General features: G+C 67.4%; 21 protein-coding genes. 5 read left to right on the forward strand and 16 right to left on the reverse strand.

Annotated features, from left to right (window positions below):
* Positions 1-14 precede the first annotated feature (14 nt).
* From F6B43_RS13785 to F6B43_RS13805, 5 genes are all read right to left on the reverse strand, one after another.
* Positions 15-2,141 (reverse strand): alpha-galactosidase, encoded by a 2,127-nt coding sequence (locus F6B43_RS13785; protein WP_246159950.1) that lies wholly within the window; start codon positions 2,139-2,141, stop codon positions 15-17.
* A 10-nt stretch (positions 2,142-2,151) separates the two neighbouring features.
* The gene (locus tag F6B43_RS13790) at positions 2,152-3,483 is read right to left on the reverse strand and encodes an ABC transporter substrate-binding protein (RefSeq protein WP_150449471.1); all 1,332 of its coding nucleotides are present in this window, start codon (positions 3,481-3,483) and stop codon (positions 2,152-2,154) included.
* 61 nt (positions 3,484-3,544) lie between these two features.
* Positions 3,545-4,453 carry a carbohydrate ABC transporter permease gene (locus tag F6B43_RS13795; RefSeq protein ID WP_150449608.1) on the reverse strand — a complete coding sequence of 303 codons (909 nt, stop codon included), beginning with the start codon at positions 4,451-4,453 and terminating at the stop codon, positions 3,545-3,547.
* A 23-nt stretch (positions 4,454-4,476) separates the two neighbouring features.
* Positions 4,477-5,421, reverse strand: a complete 945-nt coding sequence (locus tag F6B43_RS13800) for a carbohydrate ABC transporter permease (protein WP_150449472.1) — start codon at positions 5,419-5,421, stop codon at positions 4,477-4,479.
* Positions 5,418-7,490 (reverse strand): beta-galactosidase, encoded by a 2,073-nt coding sequence (locus F6B43_RS13805; protein WP_425486839.1) that lies wholly within the window; start codon positions 7,488-7,490, stop codon positions 5,418-5,420. Before F6B43_RS13805 ends, F6B43_RS13800 begins: the two co-directional genes overlap by 4 nt.
* Before the next feature lie 136 nt (positions 7,491-7,626).
* Between F6B43_RS13805 and F6B43_RS13810 the strand changes: the two genes are divergently transcribed.
* A complete protein-coding gene (locus F6B43_RS13810) occupies positions 7,627-8,649 on the forward strand; it encodes a LacI family DNA-binding transcriptional regulator (protein ID WP_150449473.1) in 1,023 nt (340 codons plus the stop codon).
* A gap of 16 nt (positions 8,650-8,665) precedes the next feature.
* Here F6B43_RS13810 and F6B43_RS13815 read toward each other — a convergent pair whose 3' ends face one another.
* Entirely contained in the window at positions 8,666-10,945 is a 2,280-nt protein-coding gene (locus F6B43_RS13815; RefSeq protein ID WP_150449474.1) for an alpha-amylase family protein, read from the reverse strand.
* On the reverse strand, positions 10,942-11,913 hold the full coding sequence (locus F6B43_RS13820) for a phytanoyl-CoA dioxygenase family protein (protein ID WP_170285664.1): 972 nt from the start codon (positions 11,911-11,913) through the stop codon (positions 10,942-10,944). The genes F6B43_RS13815 and F6B43_RS13820 overlap by 4 nt, the downstream gene beginning before the upstream one ends.
* An 86-nt stretch (positions 11,914-11,999) precedes the next feature.
* Between F6B43_RS13820 and F6B43_RS13825 the strand changes: the two genes are divergently transcribed.
* Positions 12,000-12,854 carry a helix-turn-helix domain-containing protein gene (locus F6B43_RS13825; protein ID WP_150449476.1) on the forward strand — a complete coding sequence of 285 codons (855 nt, stop codon included), beginning with the start codon at positions 12,000-12,002 and terminating at the stop codon, positions 12,852-12,854.
* A 92-nt stretch (positions 12,855-12,946) separates the two neighbouring features.
* Here F6B43_RS13825 and F6B43_RS13830 read toward each other — a convergent pair whose 3' ends face one another.
* A complete protein-coding gene (locus F6B43_RS13830) occupies positions 12,947-13,237 on the reverse strand; it encodes an NHLP leader peptide family RiPP precursor (RefSeq protein WP_150449477.1) in 291 nt (96 codons plus the stop codon).
* A gap of 146 nt (positions 13,238-13,383) precedes the next feature.
* Between F6B43_RS13830 and F6B43_RS13835 the strand changes: the two genes are divergently transcribed.
* Positions 13,384-14,040, forward strand: a complete 657-nt coding sequence (locus F6B43_RS13835; RefSeq protein WP_150449478.1) for a dihydrofolate reductase family protein — start codon at positions 13,384-13,386, stop codon at positions 14,038-14,040.
* A 34-nt stretch (positions 14,041-14,074) separates the two neighbouring features.
* On the opposite strand, the gene arfB is transcribed toward F6B43_RS13835, so the two are convergent.
* The 4 genes from arfB to dnaB form a co-directional block, all read right to left on the reverse strand.
* Complete coding sequence (gene arfB, locus F6B43_RS13840) at positions 14,075-14,512, reverse strand: alternative ribosome rescue aminoacyl-tRNA hydrolase ArfB (protein ID WP_150449479.1); 438 nt, start codon at positions 14,510-14,512, stop codon at positions 14,075-14,077.
* Between the two features lie 299 nt (positions 14,513-14,811).
* Positions 14,812-15,588 carry a hypothetical protein gene (locus F6B43_RS13845; RefSeq protein ID WP_150449480.1) on the reverse strand — a complete coding sequence of 259 codons (777 nt, stop codon included), beginning with the start codon at positions 15,586-15,588 and terminating at the stop codon, positions 14,812-14,814.
* A 379-nt stretch (positions 15,589-15,967) separates the two neighbouring features.
* Positions 15,968-16,687, reverse strand: a complete 720-nt coding sequence (locus F6B43_RS13850; protein WP_150449481.1) for an AIM24 family protein — start codon at positions 16,685-16,687, stop codon at positions 15,968-15,970.
* A 99-nt stretch (positions 16,688-16,786) separates the two neighbouring features.
* A complete protein-coding gene (gene dnaB, locus F6B43_RS13855) occupies positions 16,787-18,154 on the reverse strand; it encodes a replicative DNA helicase (RefSeq protein ID WP_150449482.1) in 1,368 nt (455 codons plus the stop codon).
* Between the two features lie 592 nt (positions 18,155-18,746).
* Here dnaB and F6B43_RS13860 point away from each other — a divergent pair.
* Positions 18,747-19,739 carry a hypothetical protein gene (locus tag F6B43_RS13860; RefSeq protein ID WP_150449483.1) on the forward strand — a complete coding sequence of 331 codons (993 nt, stop codon included), beginning with the start codon at positions 18,747-18,749 and terminating at the stop codon, positions 19,737-19,739.
* 87 nt (positions 19,740-19,826) lie between these two features.
* Positions 19,827-21,293 carry a beta strand repeat-containing protein gene (locus F6B43_RS13865; RefSeq protein WP_150449484.1) on the forward strand — a complete coding sequence of 489 codons (1,467 nt, stop codon included), beginning with the start codon at positions 19,827-19,829 and terminating at the stop codon, positions 21,291-21,293.
* Positions 21,294-21,422: 129 nt separating this feature from the next.
* Here the strand turns inward: F6B43_RS13865 and rplI are convergent, their stop codons facing one another.
* From rplI to rpsF, 4 genes are all read right to left on the reverse strand, one after another.
* The gene (gene rplI, locus F6B43_RS13870; protein ID WP_150449485.1) at positions 21,423-21,875 is read right to left on the reverse strand and encodes a 50S ribosomal protein L9; all 453 of its coding nucleotides are present in this window, start codon (positions 21,873-21,875) and stop codon (positions 21,423-21,425) included.
* Between the two features lie 8 nt (positions 21,876-21,883).
* Positions 21,884-22,138 (reverse strand): 30S ribosomal protein S18, encoded by a 255-nt coding sequence (gene rpsR, locus F6B43_RS13875; RefSeq protein ID WP_150449486.1) that lies wholly within the window; start codon positions 22,136-22,138, stop codon positions 21,884-21,886.
* Between the two features lie 97 nt (positions 22,139-22,235).
* On the reverse strand, positions 22,236-22,742 hold the full coding sequence (locus F6B43_RS13880; protein WP_150449487.1) for a single-stranded DNA-binding protein: 507 nt from the start codon (positions 22,740-22,742) through the stop codon (positions 22,236-22,238).
* A 5-nt stretch (positions 22,743-22,747) separates the two neighbouring features.
* Positions 22,748-23,137: a 30S ribosomal protein S6 gene (gene rpsF, locus F6B43_RS13885; protein WP_150449488.1), complete on the reverse strand. Its 390-nt coding sequence runs from the start codon at positions 23,135-23,137 to the stop codon at positions 22,748-22,750.
* Positions 23,138-23,324 lie beyond the last annotated feature (187 nt).

Below are 23,324 nucleotides of genomic sequence, written 5' to 3' on the forward strand. Positions count from 1 at the left end.
TGGTGTTCGTCGCGTCAGGGTGCGGCGCGAAGCTCGAGCACGATCGCCTGCTCGGGCGCGAGCAGCGGCATCGGCAGCCCGACCTCGGCCAGCACACGACCCGTGAGACGAATCGAGCCTTCGGCGAACCATCGCGGCGGTCGATCGGCGATGGTCAGCGGCGCTCCGCCGAGGATGAGCGGGCGGACGTCGAACCACGCATCCGGGTCGAGCCCGGGGAATCGCACCGGTGGTGGCAGCGCTCCGGCGGACGAGTCGATCATCGCCACGGCGAAGACGGCGGCGAGCCGTGCGGGATCGATCACACCGTGCACGACCTGCGCAGCATCCGCGGTATCGACCCTCACGACCCTTCCCGAGTGAAGCAGGGGCCGCAGGCGCTTGTAGTGACCGAGCCACTCGGCGACCTCGTGCCGCTCGGACTCGGACGCCCGGGAGATGTCCCATTCGATGCCTGCGCTGCCGAACAGGGCCGTCGCCAGACGGAACGACAGATCGGCGCGACGCCCGGTCGTGTGAGCGCGGGGCGCGCCCACGTGCGCTCCGAGGTACTCCGGCGGGATCAGGAGTCCCAGAGATCCATGGATCCGCTGACGTTCGAGCGGATCGTTGGTGTCGCTCGGCCAGACCCGATCGACCCGGGTCAACATGCCCAGATCGAGCCGGGCACCTCCCGACGCGCACGATTCGATCTCCACCGTCGGGTGAGCTCGTCGCAATCGGTCGATCAGAGCGTACGCGGCCGACGTCTGCGCGTGAGCCCCGACCGAGAGCAGGTCGCGATTGTGGTCCCACTTCAGGTAGGCGATGTCGTACCGCCTCAGCAGGGCATCGAGATGCGCGAAGAGGTCTTCCGCCGATCCTTCCGCGGTCAGATCGCGCACGTGCTGGTGACGCCAGGACAGGGCGCCCTCGCGGCCCAGAACCCACGAGGGATGCCGGCGGGCGGCATCCGAATCGAGGCTGATCATCTCGGGTTCCACCCAGAGCCCGAACTCCATCCCGGCCGCGTGCACACGGTCGATGAGAGGGCCGAGACCATCCGGCCAGACCGCGGTGTCGACGGTCCAATCGCCGAGCGCGCGACGATCATCTCGACGCCCCCGGAACCAGCCGTCATCGAGCACGAAGCGCTCGACGCCCACCTCCCGCGCCGCGTCGATCAGAGGAGTGAGCGCTTCGAGAGAATGATCGAAATAGACCGCCTCCCACGTATTGAGGATCGCGGGTCGGGGGCGCCTGGGGGAGTGCTCGCCCCGGCGGATCCATGCATGCACTCGATCGCTGATCCCGTTGAGCCCGTGCCGCGAGTAGGTCGCGACCGTCCACGGCGCCACATACTCCTCGCCCTGCTCGAGGACGACCTCGCCGGCCGCGAGCAGTTCGCCCGCACCCAGCACGGTCGGGCCGAGCGCCGATCGCTCTGCCCACACGGCGGTGTCACCGCTCCAGGCCGCATGGACCGACCAGAGCTCACCGCTCTCCCAGCTGAACCCGGGTGCCCCCGCGACGAGCACGAAGGCGCTGTCATGTCCCCCGCGACCGTGTCTGCCTTCGCGGGAATGGATGCCGTGTTCCAGCGGCCTCCTGATGGCGCGACCCTCGTGGGCCCACAGGCCGGAGAAGTCGAGCAGCTCGCGTGCTCGCTCGGGCACCGGCAGGACGGACGCGGCAGCGTCGATCATGAGAGGCGCGGCGGCGATGTTTCGGATCGTCGATCGCACCCTGAGGACGCCCTCGGCGCTCAGCTCGATCTCGATGACGATCTCGACACCCGCGGCCCGGTCGGAGACCGTGAACGCGGCACCGACGTCGCCGCCCTGTCGCGTGACGACCGGAGCACCGCTCTGCTCGAGCCGCGTCGAACGGGTCGCCGCGGCTTCCACGGCTCCTTCCAGACGCCAGAGAGCCAGGCCCGGCCGGCCGGTCCATCCCTCGCTCACTCCCGGGACGAGCGAGACCCGCAGGGGGATGTCGATCGACGACGGGGGAATCGCCGGGACACCGGCGTCGGCGACCAGGATCAGGTCGTCATCGCCGAGATCGCCGAGGTCGCGACCCCAATGGATGAGCGTGGGCACCGCCGTGCCACGGGCGTCGACGAGAACGCTGACGCCCGCGGCACGGAGATGGATCACCACGGATGGACTACTACTGCGCAACCGGGATCGATTGAGCTTCCAGTGCCTTGATCGTCGAGGCCTGACCGTTGGAGAGCGCATCCTCCAGCGTCTGGGTTCCCGAAACGGCAGCCTTGAAGCCGTCGGACACGTCGCTGTACACCTGCGTCATCGTCGGACCCCACACGAAGTCCGGGCTGACCTGCGTCGCTGCTTCGGCGAACACGTCGTAGATCTTCTGCCCGCCGTAGAAGGGGACGCCTTCGGAGAGCGAGGGCAGCTTGAGGCCGGCCGTGGTCGCGGGATAGATCTGTGCCGTCTTGTTCAGCGATGTCAGCGCCTCGTCGGAGGTGTTCAGCCACAGAGCGAACTTCGCCGCTTCGTACAGGTGCTTCGTGCCCTTGAAGACGGCTACGGAAGAGCCACCCCAGTTGCCCGACGCGTTGCCGCCCTTCTCCCACTGCGGGGCGAGGGCCACAGACCACTTGCCGGATGTGTCGGGCGCGCCGCTGAGGATGGAGTTCGCACCCCACACTGCTGAGTTCCACGACCACACCTGACTCGAGTTGTACGCGTTGTTCCACTCATCGCTCCACGCCGGGTAGGTGGAGACCAGGTCGTTCTTGATGAGGTCCTCCCAGTAGTCCGCCACCTTCACGGATTCCGGGCTCGTCAGCTGCACCTTCCACGAGTCGCCGTCGTTCGCGAACCATTCTCCGCCGGCCTGCCACACGAATCCAGCGAACTGGTTGATGTCGGTCTGCGAGAAGTTGGTGATGTAGCCGCCGAGCTGGCGGATCTTCACCGCGGCTGCGCGGTACTCGTCCCACGTGGTGGGCACGGGGATGTTGTTCTGCGCGAAGAGGTCGGAGCGGTAGAAGAGGCCGAGAGGGCCCTGATCCTGCGGGATGCCGTAGACCTGATCGGACGTGCCGAGCGAGACCTGCCCCCACGTCCAGGGAAGGAACTGATCCTTGGCCGCGACGACGTCCGCGCATGCCGCGAGGTTCTCGAGACCGTCCTGCACGCGGAAGTTCGGCAGCGCGTCGTACTCGATCTGACCGAGGTCGGGGGCGTTGCCCGCCTGCAGCTGGTTGAAGAAGTTCTGATAGGTCCCCGCGTTGCCGGACGGGCCGGTCTGGACCTGAACCTGAATGTCGGGGTTCTCCTTGTTCCAGAGTGCGACGGCATCCTCGATGCCGGGGATCCAGGACGTGAAGGTCAACGTGACATCGCCGCCGGCCGGAGCGCAGGCGCTCGAGTCGGCGGAACCCGTCGAGGAGCTGCCTGAGGAGCAGCCGGCCACGACGAGCGCTGTGGCGGCGAGCAGGGCGGCGCTGACCGCTCGTGTTGTGTGTCGCATCTTCTCTCTTTCTTGGTGGGTGTTTCTTGGTGGGGAGGGCGGTCCGCAAAGCGGACGGGAGTCATTTGAGCGCGCCGGATCCGAGTCCGTTGCGCCAGTAGCGCTGAAGCAGCAGGAACGTGATGATCAGCGGCACGATCGAGATCAGCGAGCCGATCAACACGTAGGTGCGCAGTTCGGGGAACTGGTTGATGGTCGAGTTCCACGCGTAGAGGCCATACGTCACCGGGAACAGGTCCTCGCTGCGCAACATGATGAGCGGCAGGAAGAAGTTGTTCCAGATCGACACGAACTGGAACAGGAAGACGGTCACCAGGGCGGGGAACATCAGGCGGATCGAGATCGTGAAGAACGTACGCACCTCGCCCGAGCCGTCGAGTCTGCTCGCCTCGAGCAGCTCTTCCGGGACGGATGCCTCGGCGAACACCCTCGTCAGATACACCCCGAACGGGCTGACGACGCTGGGGAGGAAGACCGACCAGAAGGTGTCGGTCAGCTGCACCTGGCTGAACAGCAGGAAGAGGGGCAGTGCGAGCGCGGTGGCCGGCACGAGGACTCCGCCGAGCACGACGTTGAAGATCGTCTCACGACCGCGGAACCGATACTTCGCGAGGGCGTAACCGCACATGCCCGCGAGGATCGTGGCCACGAGCGCCCCCAGCCCGGCGTAGAGCGCGCTGTTGCCCAGCCATCGAAGGTAGACGCCGTTTCGATACGTGAGCAGCCCCGTGAGGTTCTCGAGGAAGTTCGGGGCCGCGAACCACAGCGGGTTCGTGGAGAACAGATCGCCGCGCGACTTCGTGGAGGCCACCAGCAGCCACCAGATGGGGGTGAGGAAGTAGAGCGTGAAGACCGTCATCACCAGGAAGGTGGCGGCCCGCGGCACGATTCCTTCTCGTGGGCCGCGACCCGACGGCAGCTCTGACCGTCGCTTCGACCCGGTGACGACGGCGCGGGTGTTCAGCGACATCGTGTCTGCTTTCGCCTGCGAGCTCACAGTGCCGCTCCTCTGCGCCGCGTGATCCGAAGGAACGTGAACGAGAGGATGAACGTCGCCAGCGCCAAGACCACCGACATCGCCGCCGCGAGTGAGACGTTCGGCACAGAACTGGTGGCGTAGATCGTCATGTTCGGCGTGTACGTGCTGGTGACGGCCGAGCTGAAGGCGCGGAACGTCTGCGGCTCGGCGAGCAGCTGGAGCGTTCCGATGATCGAGAGCACCGATGTCAGCACGAGTGACGGGCGGACGAGCGGGATCTTGATCGACCAGGCGATGCGCAGCTGGCCGGCGCCGTCCAGGCGCGCGGCTTCGTAGATGTCCGTGGGTATCGACAGCAGTGTCGAATAGATGATGAGCATGTTGTACCCGACGAAGACCCACGTGACGACGTTGGCGATCGACCAGAGCACGAAGTCCGATGACAAGAAGTCGACCTTGCTCGTCACCGCGGAGAACGGCGAGAGCTGCGGCGAGTAGAGGAAGCCCCACATGATGGCCGCGATCACGCCGGGGACGGCGTACGGGACGAAGAAGGCGAGCCGGAAGAACCGCTTGCCTTTCAGCAGGGGTGAGTCCAGCAGCAGAGCGAACAGGAGCGCGAGGCCGAGCATCACCGGTACCTGGACGACTCCGAACACGAGCACGCGGACCACCGACTGCCAGAAGACCTCGTTCTCGAACACCCGCACGTACTGCGAGAGGCCGCCGAACACTTCGGTCGCCGCTCCGAACGTTCCTTGGCGCTCGACGACCAGGAGCGACTTCCAGATGGCGTAGCCGATCGGCACGAGGTAGAACGCGATGAAGAGCACCGCGAACGGGCCGACGAAGATCGCGAGTGCGCCGATCGGCACCGTCCGCGCCCGCCGGCGCCTGTTGTTGCCCGGCGACGCCGTGCGCGCGACGCGCGCGGGGACGCTTGTGGTGGTGGAGCTCATCGTTGAGCCTCCTCTCGTAGGACGCGGACCGCGCCGGGTGGAACGGTCAAGCGGCGCTCCACCGGTTCGCCGGTGAGCAGCTCGAATCCGTGGCCCGGCACCTCGACGAAGTCCTTCGTGTGGTTGATGACGAAGCGCCACGTGCGGCCATCGGCCGACTGTCGGACGACGACTTCCACGTCGGCGCCCGCTCCCGGGTGGGGGGTGATGCCGGCCGCCGCGACGATCCTCGAGATGAGCGCGGCGAGACTCGGCTCATCCAGCATCGTCGCGAGGTACCACGCGTCGCCTGATCCCGGTCCGTTCGCTGCCGTGCGATGCGTGATCGCGGGCAGACCCGCGGACGGGCCGTCCGCGAAACGGTCGACCACCTCGGCATCCGTCGCGACGATCCGCTCGGACCACATTGCGGCCCGCGCACCGGAGTCCAGAGCCAGCGTCGTCCCGGGCAGGACGGGGGCGAACTCCTCGACGCGCATGCCGAGCATGTCTCGCCACGCACCCGGATACCCCCCGGGGCGGACTCGGTCGTCCTGGTCGACGATGCCGCTGTAGAACGTGATCAGCGCGTGCGCGCCGGCGGCGACCGCCTCTTCCACGCGGGCGGCCTCGGCATCCGACACCAGGTGAAGGCAGGGCACGACAACGAGTCGGTACCGCGTGAGGTCCGAATCAGGTTTGACGATGTCGACCGTCACACCGGCGTCGCGGAGTCCGCGATAGACCGCGTGAACCTGGTCGAGGTACGAGATCGCAGCCGAAGGCCGGTTCTCGGCATCCGTGGCCCACCATGCTCCCCAGCTGAACAGCACCGCCACATCCGCGACGACGCGGCTTCCCCGCACCTCTTCGAGCGCTTTCACGGCGCGACCGAGCTCGAGCACGTCCTTCCAGGCTCCGCTCTGCGTCCCGGAGTGGGGAAGGAGCGCCGAGTGGAACTTCTCCGCCCCCTGGAGCGAGGCTCGCCACTGGAAGAAGCAGATTCCGTCGGACCCGCGCGCGACGTGGGAGAGGGAGTTCCTCATCATCTCGCCGGGCGTCTTGGCGACGTTGACCGGCTGCCAGTTCACGGCCCCGGTGGAGTGCTCCATGAGCAGCCAGGGCTCTCCGCCCGCGAGGCCGCGGGTCAGATCGGCGGCGAACGAGAGCTCGGCGGTCGGAGCATCCAATCGGTGGTCGAGGTAGTGATCGTTGGCCACGATGTCCACGTCGTCGGCCCAGCTCCAGTAGTCGAGCGCGCGGACGTGGGCGGTCACCATGAAATTGGTCGTCACCGGCAGGGTGCTGTGCCGGCGGATGACCTCGGCCTCGGCGCGGAAGTAGTCGCGCAGAGCATCGGATGAGAAGCGTCGATAGTCGAGCATCTGGCCGGGGTTGTACGTCGAGAGGGTCGCTCGCGGGGTCAGGATCTCGGCCCAGTCGTAGTATCGCTGGCTCCAGAATGAGGTCCCCCACGCGGCGTTGAGCGCGTCGATCGTGATGTAGCGGGACCGCAGCCAATCCCGGAATGCCGCCGCGGATACTTCGCAGTGGCAGTACGGATTGTGACAGCCGAGTTCGTTGGAGACGTGCCAGATGGCCACAGCCGGATGTTCGCCGTAGCGTGCGGCCACCGCCTCGACGAGCTCGAGCGCCGCGGCACGGAACACCGGAGAACTCGGGCACCACGCCTGCCGCCCGCCCGGGTAGCGTCGGGTGCCGTCCTCCATCATGGGGAGAATCTCGGGATGCCGTGTCGTGAGCCACGGTGGCGGCGAGGCCGTCCCCGTGCCGAGGTTCACACGGATTCCGTGGGCGTGGAGGAGGTCGATCACCTCATCGAGATCATCGAAGTGGAACAACCCGTCCGGGCCTTGAAGGCTCGCCCACCCGAAGATGTTGATCGCTACGAGATCCACGCCCGCTCGCGCCATCAAGGCGACGTCTTCGCGCCATACTCGCGGATCCCACTGCTCAGGGTTGTAGTCGCAGCCGAAGGCGATGCCTCGATGGGTGAACGAGGGCCGCGACGCGCTCGCGGCGGGGAGGACCCGCGTGAGCTGGTCCACGGACGTCGCGCTAACGCTCACGGTTCTCCTTGATCGACTCTGACCTGTGCACGTGCACACATTGCGTCACAGAAGAAGAACTGTGAAATGTGTGAACGTACACAGAATGCCTGAGATCGGCCAGGACGTCAACTCCGCCGACGGATAGAGTGGGGGCGTGGCGAGTCCCCCTCACAGGAAGCGGCGAGCGACCGTGCACGACGTCGCCATTCATTCCGGCGTTTCTCGGGGCACCGTCAGCCGATACATCAACGGCGAGCGTTACGTGTCTTCCGCCGCCAGGGAGGCGATCGAGGCCGCCATCCGCGAAGTCGGGTACGTTCCGAACACCGCGGCGCGGAACCTCGTCATGCAGCGCAGCCAGTCGGTGGGGTTCATCGTTCACGAACCGGGATCGCTCTTCATCGAAGACCCCAATATCGGCGAGATCATGCTGGGCGCCAACGCCACCCTGTCCGCCGAAGACCATCAGATGGCAGTGCTGGTCGTCGATTCCGATCGCGACACAGACCGAGTCGCGCGCTACCTCTCGGGTGGGTTCGTGGAAGGGGCGATCATCGTCTCGGCCCGCTCGCACGACCCGATATCCGAAGTCATCGACCGCCTCGAGCTTCCCGCCGCCTACGTCGGGCGTCCGCCGGACGCTCCCGCCGCGGCATCCTTCGTCGTCATCGACAATCGCAGTGCCGCGGCCGCGATCACCACACGGCTTGCGGCCACGGGCCGTCGCAGGATCGGGATGATCGCCGCAGCCCTCGATCGCGACTCCGGCGCCGACCGTCTCGCCGGCTTCCGGGAAGCGCTCGGCGACAGATTCGATGAGACCCTCGTCGAGGCCACGCCGCTGTACTCGTACTCCGGCGGCCGGGATGCGGCGACGTCGCTGCTTCAGCGCGCACCGGACATCGATGGACTGTTCGCCGCATCGGATGCCGTGGCCGCCGGCGCCATGGAGGCCCTGCGGGCCGCAGGACGCCGTATTCCGGAGGACGTCGCCATCGTGGGCTTCGACGACAGCACCTGGTCTCGGCGGACGATACCTGCGCTTTCCACGGTGCACCAGCCGGCGCGCGAGCTGGGCGCGGAGGCGGCCCGCCTCGTCCTGCTCAAGCTGCGCGGCGAGGCCGCGCCGACCCAGGTGCAACTGGATTGCAGCGTCGTGTGGCGGGAGTCGGCGTAGTCCGGTCACCCCCGGGTCATTGGACATCGGGCCCCGAGGCGTTCTGGCCGAGAACGATCGCCAGCTCGATCCACTCGATCGGCGCACCGCCCGGCATCCGCTCGTCGACCCGCAGCGAGAATGCCCCCTGCTCATGATCGACCGGCACTGTCGTGGCCGAGCCGTCGCTCGCGTGAGCGATCGCCGACACCGCTTCGGCGTCGGGACGGGTGAGCGTCACCACGGTGGGCCCGAGGCAGACCATTCCGAGCGATGTGGTGTGGTGCAGCCCCTCCGCCGTGCGACTGACGATCGCCGTGGGGACCGTCGTGCGCACCAGATCCTGCGAGCGCTCCACGCGGGCGCCGTCGAACCTCGTCGATCGCAGCACGAGCGCGGTCAGCCGATCACCTTCATACCGAGCCCATGACGCGGAGCGCGCGCCCGAAGATCCGCCGAGATAGGCGGGAGCCAGGGGCTCGACGGAGAACGTCGTCGGTCGCCGGGTCAGAGCGGCAAGGCCGTTGTACCGTGCGATGTCGAGGTCCGACGCCGAAGAATCCCGGGGATCCCCGTGGAAGCTCCCCAGCGAACCGATGGGGCCGAACGCGACGGTGTCGAGCCAGATGTCGGCCATCTGCAGCCAGTCGTATCCCCCGGATCCATAGCTGGGGACGCCCACCTCGCCGAGCAGCGAGCTGAAGAAGAGTCGGCGGTTGGCCTCCAGGTGGTACTCGTCGGCATTCAGGTACATGTCGTCCGTCGAGTGCAGGTCGATGTGGTCGGCCAGCAGAGGGGAGAGGTTGTAGTACATGACCACGACGTCGGGGTCGACGGCTCGCATGGCGCCGATGACGAGCTCGAGCGCCTTGACGAGGAGGAGCTCCCCGCCCCACGCGCGGTTCCGCGGGGCGGCGTTGACCAGTGCGGGCAGCTCGTAGCCGAAGTCGAACTTCACGACGTTCGGCCGGTACCTGCGCATGAAGCGCTGAGCGAGGTCCGTGAGCCGCGCCCGGACCTCGTCCTGAGAGACGTCGAAGAGGTAGTAGGTGTGTCCTTGATTGCCTCTCAGCACCGGTTTCCCCGAAGGATCGCAGAGCATGTGCTCAGGCCCGAGTCCATGGGAGGCCGGGTCGTCGCAACGAAGGAAGGCCGCCCACAGCCCGACCTCCACACCATCCGCGCGCACGCGCTGCAGGAACTCATCGAAGCGGGGGAATCGATCGGGATCATGCTCGAGCAGTCCGTACTCTCCTTCCCACTTGTCATCGATCACGAAGACACCCGGTCGCATCCCGCTCGATCCGACGTCGGCGTAGATGCTCTCGAGGGCGTCCTGCGTGAAGTGCTCGACCGCGGTACCGGCGGCGCATTGTGCGCCCCACGTGTTGAATTGCGGGCGCGAGAGCGTTTCCTGCTGGCGGGGGCTGCGCGATCGAGGGGTGACGATTCCCGAGCGGCGGAGTGCCCGGTAATAGCCGCGGACGGCTGCGTCGTACGTCGGGGCGATCGTCAGGACCCACGCAGTGCCGAGTTCGATCGACTGCGCCCCGGTGGTCATATGGTGCCAGAGGTCGGAGTGGACGCGTAGCAGCGGACTCGTGCGCCCTCGCTTCTGCCGCAGGAGCAGATCACCCGGGGGGATCGCGCTCAGGCCCAGGCAGAATGACGCGGAGAGCCGCTCGGTGAGAGCGCCCCGCTCGCACATCGAGCCTTCGATGCTGAACCCGGCGAAGTAGTGCACCGGCAGACCCCATTGGGCGGCGACGATGTCATCGCAGTCGTTCGATCCACGGCCGAGCCACGTCGTCAGGTCAAGACCCAGGTGCGCGGGGATCACCGGGCCCAGGACCGAGGATTCACTCGCGCCGGGGTGAACGAGATAGTCGGAGACCATCCCGGGTTCCGGGCATCCTGTCGACCAGTCGGCGAAAGCCATGACCGAGACGACCTCGTCGCCGCGACCACCGCTGGTGTACTCGGGCGCGGGGAACCAGATGCTCGCTTCATCGAAGCGAACACAGAGGCGGAGCCGATCCGCCCCGTTCACTCCGTCATAGGCGACCTCGAGGCGGTCCTCCGAGAACGAGAACCCGACGCAGCGCCCGCGGACGGGCGGTGTCTCGGCGAGCAGGATGGCCGGCTGGAGCGGAGCCTCGACGACAACCCTTCCCCGAGCATCCCTGATGCGGAAGAGGTCGGTCGCCGAAGACCATTCCCACGCGAATGCCGGTCCCGATACGGTCACGCTCTCGTGGCTCGTCCGGATCTGCACGGCGTGCCGGGCGCCCGAACGCGCTTCGAGTGCGCCGTTCACACGGGGCGACCGTTCGGGCGGGTCGCGACACTCCCTGCGCTGCAGTACGAACCCGGGCTGTGGACACCGTGAGCGATACGAAGCTCCGCCTCGGCATCATCGGCACGAGACGGCCTGAGGTCATCAGCGACGTTCCAGGCGAAGGGAGCCAGCTGCGGGTTCTGCGCGCGCCACTCCTCCAGCCCGAGAGCGACGAGCCGCAGCCGGCGGTCGATGAAGTCCGCGTCCCAGGGGCCCTCGGCGAGGATCTGCTGCGCGGATCGGAACTCGAAGTAGATCGTGCGTCGGAGCTTGTTGGCGAGCGTCGCCTCCGAGCCGTGGACGAGCATCACATCGTGGACGAGGACGTCCCCCGGGTTCAGCTCGGTCTGGATGACACCGGGCGCATCCCAGCCGAACTCCTCCTGCAACTGGCAGACGTCCACGATCTGCTTCTGCGAGCCGGGAGCGACTCGGAGCGACCCTGCACCCTTACGACTCTCGTCGAGGTAGACATCCACGTTGAAGATCCGGTGGGTGCGGGGGTGCACCGCATCCTGATGCCAGTCGATGGGGGCACCGTCACCCGTGTTCTTGAACACGAGGGATTCATAGGTCGGAACGAAATCCGCACCGGCGAGGCTCTCGGCGATCCCGAGCATCTGCGGGCTCCCGAGGAGTTCCAGAGACGCGGCCTCATGCTTGTTGTGCAGGTAGTTGATGCGAAACAGCACGCGACCGGATGGACGCGTGGCGAAGTTGTAGTCGCCGTCGCCGTCCGATTCGCTCTCGAGCGCGTGGCCATCCGCGATCCACCGCGTCGAGGCCTGCTGCAGCTTCCGAAGCAGATCCGCGGGGATGCGATCCCTCAGGATGACGTACCCGTTCTCGTCGAAGGATGCGATCTCTTCATCGCTGAGGTGATAGTCGCGCGGCGTCATTCCTGAGACGCCGGCTGAGCGGACGGGGGCCGGAAGGGTGTCGGTCATGGCTGTCCTCCTTGTCGCACTCGAGACTAGGGTGGGCATTCTCGCTATTGTTGGCCGAAGAAGACCAGAGATTCCAGAAATCCACCATGCACACGACACCAGAGCCGCAGCAGTCCGGCAATAGCTTCGGCTTCACCGCCTGGCGCGGGCACTCGCATGTCATGTCCGCACCTCACGCACACAACGACATCGAGGTGAACTACTGCGCGAGCCCCCTGACCTATGAGAGCGGCGGCCTGACCTCGACCATCCCCGCCGGTGTGCCGTGCGCCTTCTGGGGGGCCAAGCCCCATCAGCTCATCGACATCACCTCGACCAGTCCTCTGGCGTACATCACGATCCCGCTGGCGCAGTTCATGAGATGGAATGTGCCCACCGCATCCAAGTCCCGCCTGCTCCAGGGTGAGCTCCTCCTGGCCCCGTCGGACGAGCTGCCGGATGCTCTGGCTGAGCGGTTCGATCACTGGTCGGGCGACCTCCACAGCGGCGACGAGCTCCGCGCCCGCGCGACTGCGCTCGAGATCGAGGCGTTCCTCATCCGCATGACGTTCGGCGAGTGGTCCGCGACCGCCGCGACCCCGGACCGGTCCTCGATCAGCCTCAGCCGTGCCGCGGAGATGGCGACGTTCATCTCGTCGCACGCGCACACGCCCATCCGTGTTCCGGATGTCGCCGCGTCGGTGCATCTGCATCCCAATCGGGCGGCGAGCATCTTCAAGGCGGTCTTCGGCAGCAGCATCACGACGTATCTGGGGCAGTACCGCGTGGCGGAGGCGCAGCGCCTTCTCCTGACGACCGAGATGAGTTCGGCGGCTATCGGCCATCACGCCGGCTTTCAATCGGCGAGCTCCTTCCACGCGGCCTTCGCGGCCGTGTGCGGTACGTCGCCCGCGCAGTGGCGACGGCAACATCGCACTCCGGTCTCGGCGACCATCGCCTGATCCCGCCCCTGAGGAGCCGCACGCGACGGCAGGCGGACACGACAGCGCCGCGGACCGCGGTCCGCGGCGCTGTCGGTGCCGGTGGATCGTGCTCAGCCTCGGACGGTGCGGCTCGCGTCGACGCCGCCCCAGTCGGTCAGGGTCAGGATGTCGCCGCCGGCGACCGCCTCCAGCTGGTCGTCGGACAGCTCGCTCGTACGGGCTGGGAGGACGAAGTGCACGACCTCGGCGGTGTCTTCCACGACCTCGAAGCGCGCGCCCTCGGGCGCGCTGACCCCGGCCTCGGCGAGCGTGGCGGTCGGGTCGGCGATGAGCTTCGCCTTGAACGCGTCGTCCTCCCAGGCCTGAGCGATGATCTTGCCGATGTTGTTGGCGTCAGCCATGTCGATAACTCCCTATTAGCCGGGCGGAGTTCGGGTCTCCGCCTCTCGCTATCGATCCTTCCGGGAGCGTGCGGAGCGCACCATGGGTCTACGTCCTGTCGACGACGCGGTGTTCAATGGCGGGAGCGATATCCAAGGAGACCACCATGACCCGAGTCCGCGTCGACCTCAACATCTCACTCGACGGCTTCGCCACGACGGCCGACCAAACGCCCGACAATCCGTTCGGCCAGGACTGGGGCCGGCTGACCACCGCGTATGTCGGTACGCGCACCTTCCGCGAGCGCGTGCTGCACGACACGAGCGGCGCGGGCACCACCGGTGTGGACGACGAGTACGCCCAGCGCTACTTCGAAGCCGTCGGTGCCGAGATCATGGGCGCGGGGATGTTCGGCCTCCACGAGCATGGCGACGACCCCGAGTGGAAGGGGTGGTGGGAGGACGAGCCGCCGTTCCGGGTACCCGTCTTCATCCTCACCCACACCCCCCGGCCCTCGATCGAGATGAAGGGGGGCACGGTCTTCCATTTCGTCGAGGCGTCGCCCGAGGAGGCGCTCGCGCGCGCGGTCGCCGTGGCCGATGGCGGCGACGTCCGCATCGGCGGCGGGCCGAGCACCGTGCGGGAGTTCCTGCGCGCCGGACTCGTCGACGACCTGCACGTCGCGATCACCCCGATCCTGCTCGGTCAGGGCATCCGCCTCTGGGACGACCTCCGCGGCCTCGAGGCGGGCTACGACGTGACCACCGAAGCCGCCCCGAGCGGCATCACTCACATCACGTTCCGGCGCGAATCCCGCGGCTGACGCGGCCGGTCCCTGTCGCACGCGACCCCTGGTCTCAGTCGGTGGGCGGCCGGCGCAGCTGCTTGATGCCGGTGCGCCGCTGCTTCGCCTGCAGGCGCCGCTCTTTCGCCCCGCGAGTCGGCTTCGTCGGCCGCCTCGGCGGCGAGGGCGGTCGCAGCGCATCCGCGACGACGGCTGACAAGCGCTCGCGCGCGGCGTCGCGGTTGCGCAACTGCGCACGGTGCTCGGATGCTGTGATCCGCAGCACTCCGCCTATCAGGCGACCGTCGAGCCGGTCGAGCAGTCGCTCGCGCTGAACCGGCGACAGCACGCCCGAACCCCCGACATCCCACTCGAGCTCCACTCGGGAATCCGCCGTGTTCACGCCTTGGCCTCCCGGCCCGGACGAGCGTGAGAACCGCCAAGACAGCTCGGACTCGGGGATGGTGAGGCCCGCGCCGACCGGCAGGCCGGGTCGATGCGGAGTCGCCATGTCTCCATCATCCTCCCGCGTCCCCCGCGGATCGGCGGTGGCGAACTCTCCGACGCTGCTGCGGGGGCTCGGAGCGACCAAATTCGCGCTCGTCGGTCGACGAATCCCTCGAGACCCGACATCGGAGAACTGCGATCGCCATCGCGAATCCAAAGGCGACGAAGAGAAGGAGAAGACCCGCAGCCCACATCCAGACTTTCAACTCCAGGGGCACCGCGACGGCGAGGAAGAATGCCGCTGCCGCGCTGAACGTCGCCGCGATCGTGGTTGCCCGGGCAGCCCGGGAGATCCGCGTCGCCCTAAGCATTGTTCGCATTGTTCACGCACACTGTGACCACGCCCGTAGCAAAGCCAGACGCCGCCGCGATACACAGCGCGCAAGCGACGAGACCGGGCGGTGTGAATGCTGCGACACAAGCAACACCACAGACGATCGAAAGACCCGCAAGGATCCAGCCGGGGATACCCATGGCCGCAAGACACGTGTTCAGAGCCTGCCACCACGGACCGGACCCAGGATCTGCCAGCGGTCGCACGGATCGCGCCGAAGCTTTGAGCGCAGCATTCGTTCGGCTGTACCCGCTCGAGGCCTCGAGGGCGGACACAGTGCTGTCTACCTTCAGCTCACCATCGATCCACGCCCGAACCGTACCGGACGTCGTGCTGAGGGGAGTGAATACGGTTTCGATGGTGCTTGCCGAACCTGTACGACGGTCGATGACGAGTGTCATCGCGCTAGGTGCAACAGCGTTCTGTCCGGAGGCGAGTGGAGCCTGGAGCAGGCTCGTCCTCGCATCGATCTCCCAGGACACGAGCGCGGCCGGGTTCACTGCGAGCCCGCTCGAACTGTGAAACGCATCGCTGTGCTCGGCCCACAGTTCGGCGGTCTCGCGGGGCGAACCCACACGCCAGTTCCCCGGTTCTTGGGTCCCTTGGACAATCCGTTGCTGGACAGATTGAATGCTGAGCGGCCGGCTTGTCGTTGTCGCACGAGCCGGCGTGACGCTGAGGGCAATGGTGACCGCGCCGACAGCGACGGTGGCGATCGCCAGAATCCCCCGCATGCGGATGTTCATCTCATCTCCTTCGAGTTCGGGGTTAGCCCGTGTCTTTGCATGTCGGCAGATCGCCCTCCGAGTGACATCACTGTTCAAGCGGACATCGATGAGCAATCGCCAACGCGGGAGACTGCCTATGGGGTGCCCTGCTGGACACCCATGAGCGCACTCAACGTAATATACATGTTTTTACGACCATGGAGATCCGCGAGCGATAGCACCGTTCCGTCCACGGGTGCCCTAGAAGCGGCCGGTGCGTCGGCAGATCGTAAAGGCGATCAGGACAGTCGTCCGTCGGGGTGAGTTGTTCGCCCGCACATGCGTGGAAGTTTCATACCTGCGTCAAGCGCTCCGTCACCCCCGCCGCCCCGTACGGACCGGCGCGGGCGACCTCCGATCAGTTGTCGTTCGACGACGAGGAGGAGGACTTGTCGGGGAGATAGGGCTCGATCGCCGCCGCGAGCTTGGCCGGCGTCATCGACTGGAGCCAGACGTGCCCGGGTCCGTGCAGCTGGGCGAGGAAGAGCGAGTCGCCGAAGAATTTGTTCTTGACGCCCTTGATGGTCGCGAACTCCATCTGCATCTCGGCCCGGTACAGCGCGAGATGACCGGGGTGGATCAACAGCGACTGCCCCGCCTGCAGTTCGTACTCGACGATCTCGCCGGCCAGCTGCACCCACGCGACGCCCTGACCGGCGAGCTTCTGGAAGACGACGCCCGCCCCGCCGAAGATGCCCGCACCGAGTTTGGTCTGCATGCCCACCGACACCTCGACCTGCGGCGTGCTGGCCATGTACGACCCCGACTGCACCATGAACTGGTCGGCCGGGTCGATCGCGAGTTCGCGGATCGTGCCCGGCAGCTGCGCGGCGAACGCGACGAACCCGCCGGCTCCGGACGCGGTGTACTGCGTGAGGAACAGCTGGCCGCCGCCGATCATGCGCTTCAGCCCGCTCAGGAACCCGCCCTTGCCGCCCGACCCGAACCCGGTCGAGGTCTGGATGTCGAAGCCCGGCGTCAGCCAGGCCACGTCGCCGCCTTCGGCGATGATCTGCTCACCCCCGGCCAGCGTGATCTCGAGCACCGGCATGGTCGTCCCTGTGATCTTCGTCTCCATGCGATCACGCTACTGCGGGCGGGTCCGGGCGACCAGGGCTCTCGCCCGGTGACCGGTGTGCAGCAGACCCTCAATTGATGCGCCTGCCTCAATCCGGTCCTACCCGCCGACCGCCATGTCGGTGAACCGGGAGAAGTGACCCTGGAACGCGACGGTGACCGTGTCGGTCGGGCCGTTGCGGTGCTTCGCCACGATCAGGTCGGCCTCGCCCGCGCGGGGGTTCTCCTTCTCGTAGGCCGCTTCGCGGTGGAGCAGGATCACCATGTCGGCGTCCTGCTCGAGCGAACCCGATTCACGAAGGTCTGACAGCGCGGGCTTCTTGTCGGCGCGCTGCTCGGGGCCACGGTTCAGCTGCGACAGCGCGATGACGGGCACCTGCAGCTCCTTGGCGAGCAGCTTGAGCGCACGCGAGAACTCCGAGACCTCCTGCTGACGCGACTCGACGCGCTTGCCGCTCGTCATGAGCTGCAGGTAGTCGATCACGATCATTTTGAGCCCGACCCGCTGCTTGAGTCGACGGCACTTCGCGCGGATCTCCACGAGCGTCATGTTCGGGCTGTCGTCGATGTAGAGGGGCGCGTCATTGATACGACCGCGCACGGAGGCGATCGTCGTCCAGTCGCGTGAGTCGAGCGTGCCCTTGCGCATGTTCTGCAGGGGGACGGATGCCTCGGCGCTCATCAGGCGCATCGCGATCTCGCTTCGACCCATTTCGAGCGAGAAGAAGATGCACGGCTCGTTGTTCTTGATCGACGCGGAGCGCGCGAAGTCGAGGGCGAGGGTCGACTTTCCGAGAGCAGGTCGCGCGGCGAGGATGATCAGCTGACCCGGGTGCAGCCCGTTGGTGAGCTGGTCGAGCTGTGCGAAGCCGGTCGGCACTCCCGTCATCTGGCCGTCACGGCCGCGTGCGGCCTCGATCTCATCGACGGCGGCGTCGACGGCGATCGTGAGCGGGATGTAGTCCTCGGCCGCGTCGGCCCCGGTGACCCCGTAGATCTCGGCCTGGGCGTTGTTGACGAGGTCGAGCGCCTCGCCCTGGCCCGAATAGCCCATCTGCACGATGCGCGTGCCCGCCTCGACGAGCCGCCGCAACAGGGCGCGCTCGGCCACGATCGAGCCGTAGTACCCCGCGTTCGCCGCCGTCGGAACGATAGAGGTCAGGGTGTGGAGATAATCCGCGCCGCCCGCCCGCTGGAGCTCACCGGTCTTGATGAGCTCATCGGTGACCGCGACCACGTCGGTCGGCTCGCCGTGCGAGTACAGCGACAGGACGGCGTCGAAGATCAGCTCGTGCTTGGGGACGTAGAAGTCGGCACCCCGGAGAGTCTCGATGACGTCGGCGACCGCATCCTTCGACAGCAGCATGCCGCCGAGCGCGCTCTGCTCAGCGAGCAGGTCGTGCGGAGGAGTGCGCTCAGGCTGACGCGAGCCACCGAGTCGCTCCTCCGAGATGTCAGCGATCGACATACGCTACGTCCTCCCCGTCATCTGTTCGGCGCCCGCCTCGAGTCCGCGCACTCCAAAGCAAAGCGAACGGTTGCCGCAGCATCCTTCGTCCGCTCGTAAGCAGATCACGTACCTCTGACAGTCGACCTTCGCTCCCCAACGACGGTCGGCCATGGTCCCCCGATGGGCCGGACCCCACGCTAGAGACGGCACTCGGGAGATGCAAACCGGCCTGTGGATAACTGTGTGGAAAGTCTGCGCGAAACGCCGGGGCGCCTGTGTACAACGCCTGTGGAAAGTGTGGGTTTCGATTTCGACTGGATATTTTTTTCCGTATCTGATCTGGGATTTGCTCACTACTAGTCTGTGGATTGAGATGTGATTGAAGTCACGCTTGAAGGTTCCCCTCCTGCGGTCTGCTTGTGTACAGATATGCGGGAAGTTCCGCTGTGAGGTGATAGGGGGTGGCGAAACCCGATCCTCAAGATCCGGTAAAGAAACCGGTGAAACCTATGGACGAGCTATTGAGGCGGGGGTATCGTCGCTCTTCCAGGCACCCCGAGTCGCAGTCGCAATCGCGCTGTGGCGACGTTATTCGACGTGGGAGGTGAACGTGGTTACTCAGACGAAGACCCTGAACCGGGTCTGGATGCTGGCACTCGCAGGCTTCTGCGTCGCGTTCGCCTGGGTGCTGCTCACGCTGGTCCTCGGATGGGGATCGGGCGGAGCGCACGCCGCCGATGACGATCGGGGTGGCCTGCTGGGCGGCGTCACCGATACGCTCACAGGCGCTGTGGACAGCACAGTGGACTCGGTGACGGGAGCCGCCTCAGGCGCCGTCTCGGGCGCCACCTCGGCCGCTGTGTCGGCCGTGACTGACGTGCTGCCTCCCGTGGCTCCCGTCGTCGAGGCGGCCGTCCCGGCCGTCCAGGCGGTCACCGACACCGTGAGCGCGGTCACCTCGCCCGTCGCCGACATCGTCTCCTCCGGAGTCGTCAGCACCGCCGTCGCACCGGTCGTGACGACCGCGACGAGTGTTCCGGTCGTCGGAGCCGTTGTCTCCGGCCTGGGCGGCGGTCACGCCGTCACCGCAGTCGCCGGCACCGTCGACCACGCGCTGGGCGCCACCACCGGAGCCGTTCGTGGCATCGTCCACTCCACACCGGGCGCGGTATCCGGCGCCCTTCCCGAACTGCCGGGTCTTCCCGGCGTCGAGGCCCTGTTGCCCGCGCTGGCGTGGCCCGTCTCGACGATCACGACCGTTCCGGCGTCGACGGGTCTGCCGGCTCTCGCCGTGCCCGCGGTCGTCGCGGCCACCCTGGTGACCGCGACGGCGGATGCCGCAGCATCCGTCGTATCTTCTTTCTCCCCCTCGTTCTCCGCCCTGGCCATCGCCGGCGGGGCAGGGGTGTTCTCTGCGCTCCTGATGGGCCTCTGTGCCCCGTCGGGCGCGTTCTCGTCCGGATTCGGATCCGGACTCGGTGCCGCCGCGCTGGTCGCGCGCGGGCCATTCGCCGCACACCGTGCCTGGGTGCGTCGACACGGCCCGACGAACGACCGAGTGCCACCGGCACCCACTGCCTCTACGGACGTCTCTCCCGACTGATCCGGGCGCTGCCGCGCTCTTGCGGCATGCGTCCATCGCGCGCGTCTGCGCGCATCCATCAGTCATCGCAGTTCAGAGGGAGAAATCATGCGCACCATGCTCAAGCGCGTCCTATGGGGCACGCTCATCGCCGGAGGGATCACCCTCGCCGGCGCAACGCTCGCCAATGCGGCCGAGACCACCGGGGACGACGGGTTGCTCTCGGGCAGCCAGATCGTTTCCACCGTGCAGGCGCCACTGGCGCTCGTCGGCAACGCCGTGTCGGTCATCGGAGACAGCAGCGTCGGGACGACGGATGCCGCGGGCCCGGCCGCGCCCGCGAGCCCGGCCTCGTCGGAAGCGGCGACCACGTCGGGCGACGAGTCGATCGGCGGCGGCACCCAGGCCGTCATCGACGCCGTGGCGCCGGTCACGGTCGCCGACACCGCGGTATCCGTGATCGGAGACAGCAGCGTCACGGATGCCTCGACCGCACCCGCCGCGCCCGCCGGCGACACCGCGTCGGACGCGCCCGCGTCCGCCGGGACGACCGGCGCCGACTCGATTCTGGGCGGCACTCAGGTGCTCCCTGATGTCGTCGCACCGATCGCCGTGACGGGCAACTCCATCTCGGTGATCGGCGACAGCAGCACGACCGGCGCCCAGCCGGCCGCGACGCCCACCGCTGGCGGCGACACCGAGGCGACGACGACCGGCGACGGCTCGGCGCTCGGCGGCACACAGGCGCTCGCAGATGTCGTCGCACCGATCACCATCACGGGCAACTCCATCTCGGTGATCGGCGACAGCAGCACGACCGGCACCCAGCCGGCCGCGACGCCGACGAACGGGGGCGACACCGGGGCCACGACCGCGGGTGACGACTCGATCCTGAGCGGCACACAGGTGCTCGCAGACGCCGTCGCACCGATCACCATCACGGGCAACTCCATCTCGGTGCTCGGCGACAGCAGCACGACCGGCAGCTCCGCGGCCGGCACGCCTGCCACGACGGGCAGCGACACCGAGGCGACCACGAACGGCGACGACTCGGCCCTAGGCGGCACCCAGGTGCTCGCGGATGTGCTGGCTCCCGTCTCTGTCACCGGAAACGCCATCTCGGTGCTCGGCGACAGCAGCACGACCGGCACCGAGCCGGCCTCGACGCCCGTGATGACGGGGAGTGAACCGACCGCCACCACGGGCGGAACGGATTCCCTCCTCGGCGGCAGCCAGCTGATCCTCGGAGGAGCGCTGCCCATCACGCTCGGCGGCAACGCCGTCTCGGTCGTCGGTGACTCGACGGTCGTGACCCCCGGCACCCCGGGAAATCCCGGTAACCCCGGTAACCCGGGAAACCCGGGAAACCCCGGCACCCCGGGCGACCCCGGGACCCCGGGAAACCCCGGCACCGGCGTGACCGCACTCCCGGCCTCGGCCCCGATGGCAGCGGCCACGGGCGTCACCCAGCTCGCCGCCACAGGGGGGACGAGCGGCCTGACCGTGTGGCTGATGGGGCTCGCCCTCATCGCCGCCGGCTTCGGGGCGCTTCTGTCGCGGCGCCGCTCCGCGTGAGTGGCGGGTGAGCCGACCGTGCCTGGACGGCTCACCTCCCGCCACGCGGGCGCGAAAAAGGCGGATGCCCCGGACTCGACCGAGTCCGGGGCATCCGTCATGCCCTTCGCCCTGCTCAGGACGGAAGAACTACTTCGCTGCGACCACCTGGAGCGTGATCACGGCGGTGAGGTCGTCACGCAGGCGAACGGTCGCCTCGTGCTCGCCCACGGCCTTGATCGGCGCGGTGATGTGGATCTTGCGCTTGTCGAGGTCGCCCAGACCGGCGGCCTTGACGGCGTCAGCGACGTCGCCGGTCTTGACCGCACCGAACAGGCGCCCTTCGGCACCCGCCTTGACCGTCAGCTTGACCTTGTTCGACTCGAGGGCGTCCTTGAGCGCAACGGCCTCTTCGTGGATGTGGATGGCACGCGACTCGCGGGCTGCGCGGATCGACGCGACCTGCTTCTCGCCGCCGCGGCTCCATGCCACGGCGAAGCCCTGCGGGATGAGGTAGTTGCGGGCGTACCCGTCCTTGACCTCGATGACGTCACCGGCGCTACCGAGCCCGGCGACCTCGTTCGTGAGAATCAGCTTCGACATATCAGTCCCTACCTGCCGGCGCCGGCGTAGGGCAGAAGCGCCATCTCGCGCGCGTTCTTGATGGCGCGGGCGATGAGACGCTGCTCCTGCACGGAGACACCGGTGATACGACGGGCGCGGATCTTCCCGCGCTCCGAGATGAACTTGCGAAGCGTCGCGACATCCTTGTAGTCGATGACGCCGACGCGGGTCGGCTTCGCGGGAGCAGCGGTCTTGCCGCCCTTCCGCGGCTTGCGGCGGTCGCCGCTTGACTTTCCAGCCATGGTTTTCCTTTACGTGAAGTGGGGGATGCCTCGGCCCGAGGCATCCGAATCTTTCGCGGTCTCGATTCGGCGCTGGCGCGCCTCCTCAACCCCGCTGCTAGAACGGCGTGTCGTCGCCGTAGGCGCCGGGGGCGCTCCAGGCGTCGGCTCCGCCGGCTGCGGGAGCGCTGGCGGACCCGGGGGTCGACCACGGCTGATCGGCGACCTGGCCGCGGGACTGCCCGCCGCCCTGACCGTTCGATGCCGCGCGCGTGACCTGTGCGGTCGCGTAGCGCAGCGACGGACCGATCTCGTCGATCTCGAGCTCGATGGACGTGCGCTTCTCGCCTTCCTTCGTCTCGTAGGATCGCTGCTTCAGACGCCCGGTCGCGATGACGCGGGAGCCTTTCGTCAGCGAACCGGCGACGTGCTCCGCGAACTCGCGCCAGACCGACGCGCGGAGGAACAGCGCTTCGCCGTCCTTCCACTCGTTGGCGGCACGGTCGAAGTTGCGGGGCGTCGACGCGATCGTGAAGTTCGCGACGGGAAGTCCGCCCTGCGTGTAGCGCAGCTCGGGATCAGCCGTGAGGTTGCCCACGACGGTGATGATCGTCTCGCCGGCCATGAGCGTTACGCGTCCTGCTTCGCAGCGACCGGCTTGACCGGGCGAGCCGCCTTGCGGGCGGCCTTCTCAGCGGAGCGCTCGGCCTCTGCGGCGACCATCGCGATGGCCTCCTCGGCGCGGAGCACCTTGGTGCGCATGACCGTCTCGTTCAGCTTCAGCTGACGGTCGAGCTCCTGCGTGGCTTCGCTGGTCGCCGTGAAGTTGACGACGGCGTAGATGCCCTCGGTCTTCTTGTCGATCTCGTACGCGAAACGGCGCTTTCCCCAGACGTCGACCTTCTCGATCGAGCCGCCATCATTCGTGATGACCTTGAGGAACTTGTCGAGGCTCGGGGCCACGGTGCGCTCATCCAGCTCGGGGCTGAGGATGACCATGAGTTCGTACTGGTGCGTCACTAACCCACCTCCTTCGGACTAGAACGGCTTCCGGGCATTTCCCGGAAGCAGGAGGGTGTGTGCACGTGCTCGGGATGTGATGCGAATGCATCGCTACCCGGGCAACCTTCGTAGTGTACCGGATGCCTCGCCAACACGCGATTCGATCCCCCTGTCCCACCCCTGCCCCCCCGCCTGCCCGAACCCC

The sequence above is a fragment of the Microbacterium rhizomatis genome (genome assembly GCF_008710745.1).
GTDB lineage: Bacteria > Actinomycetota > Actinomycetes > Actinomycetales > Microbacteriaceae > Microbacterium > Microbacterium rhizomatis.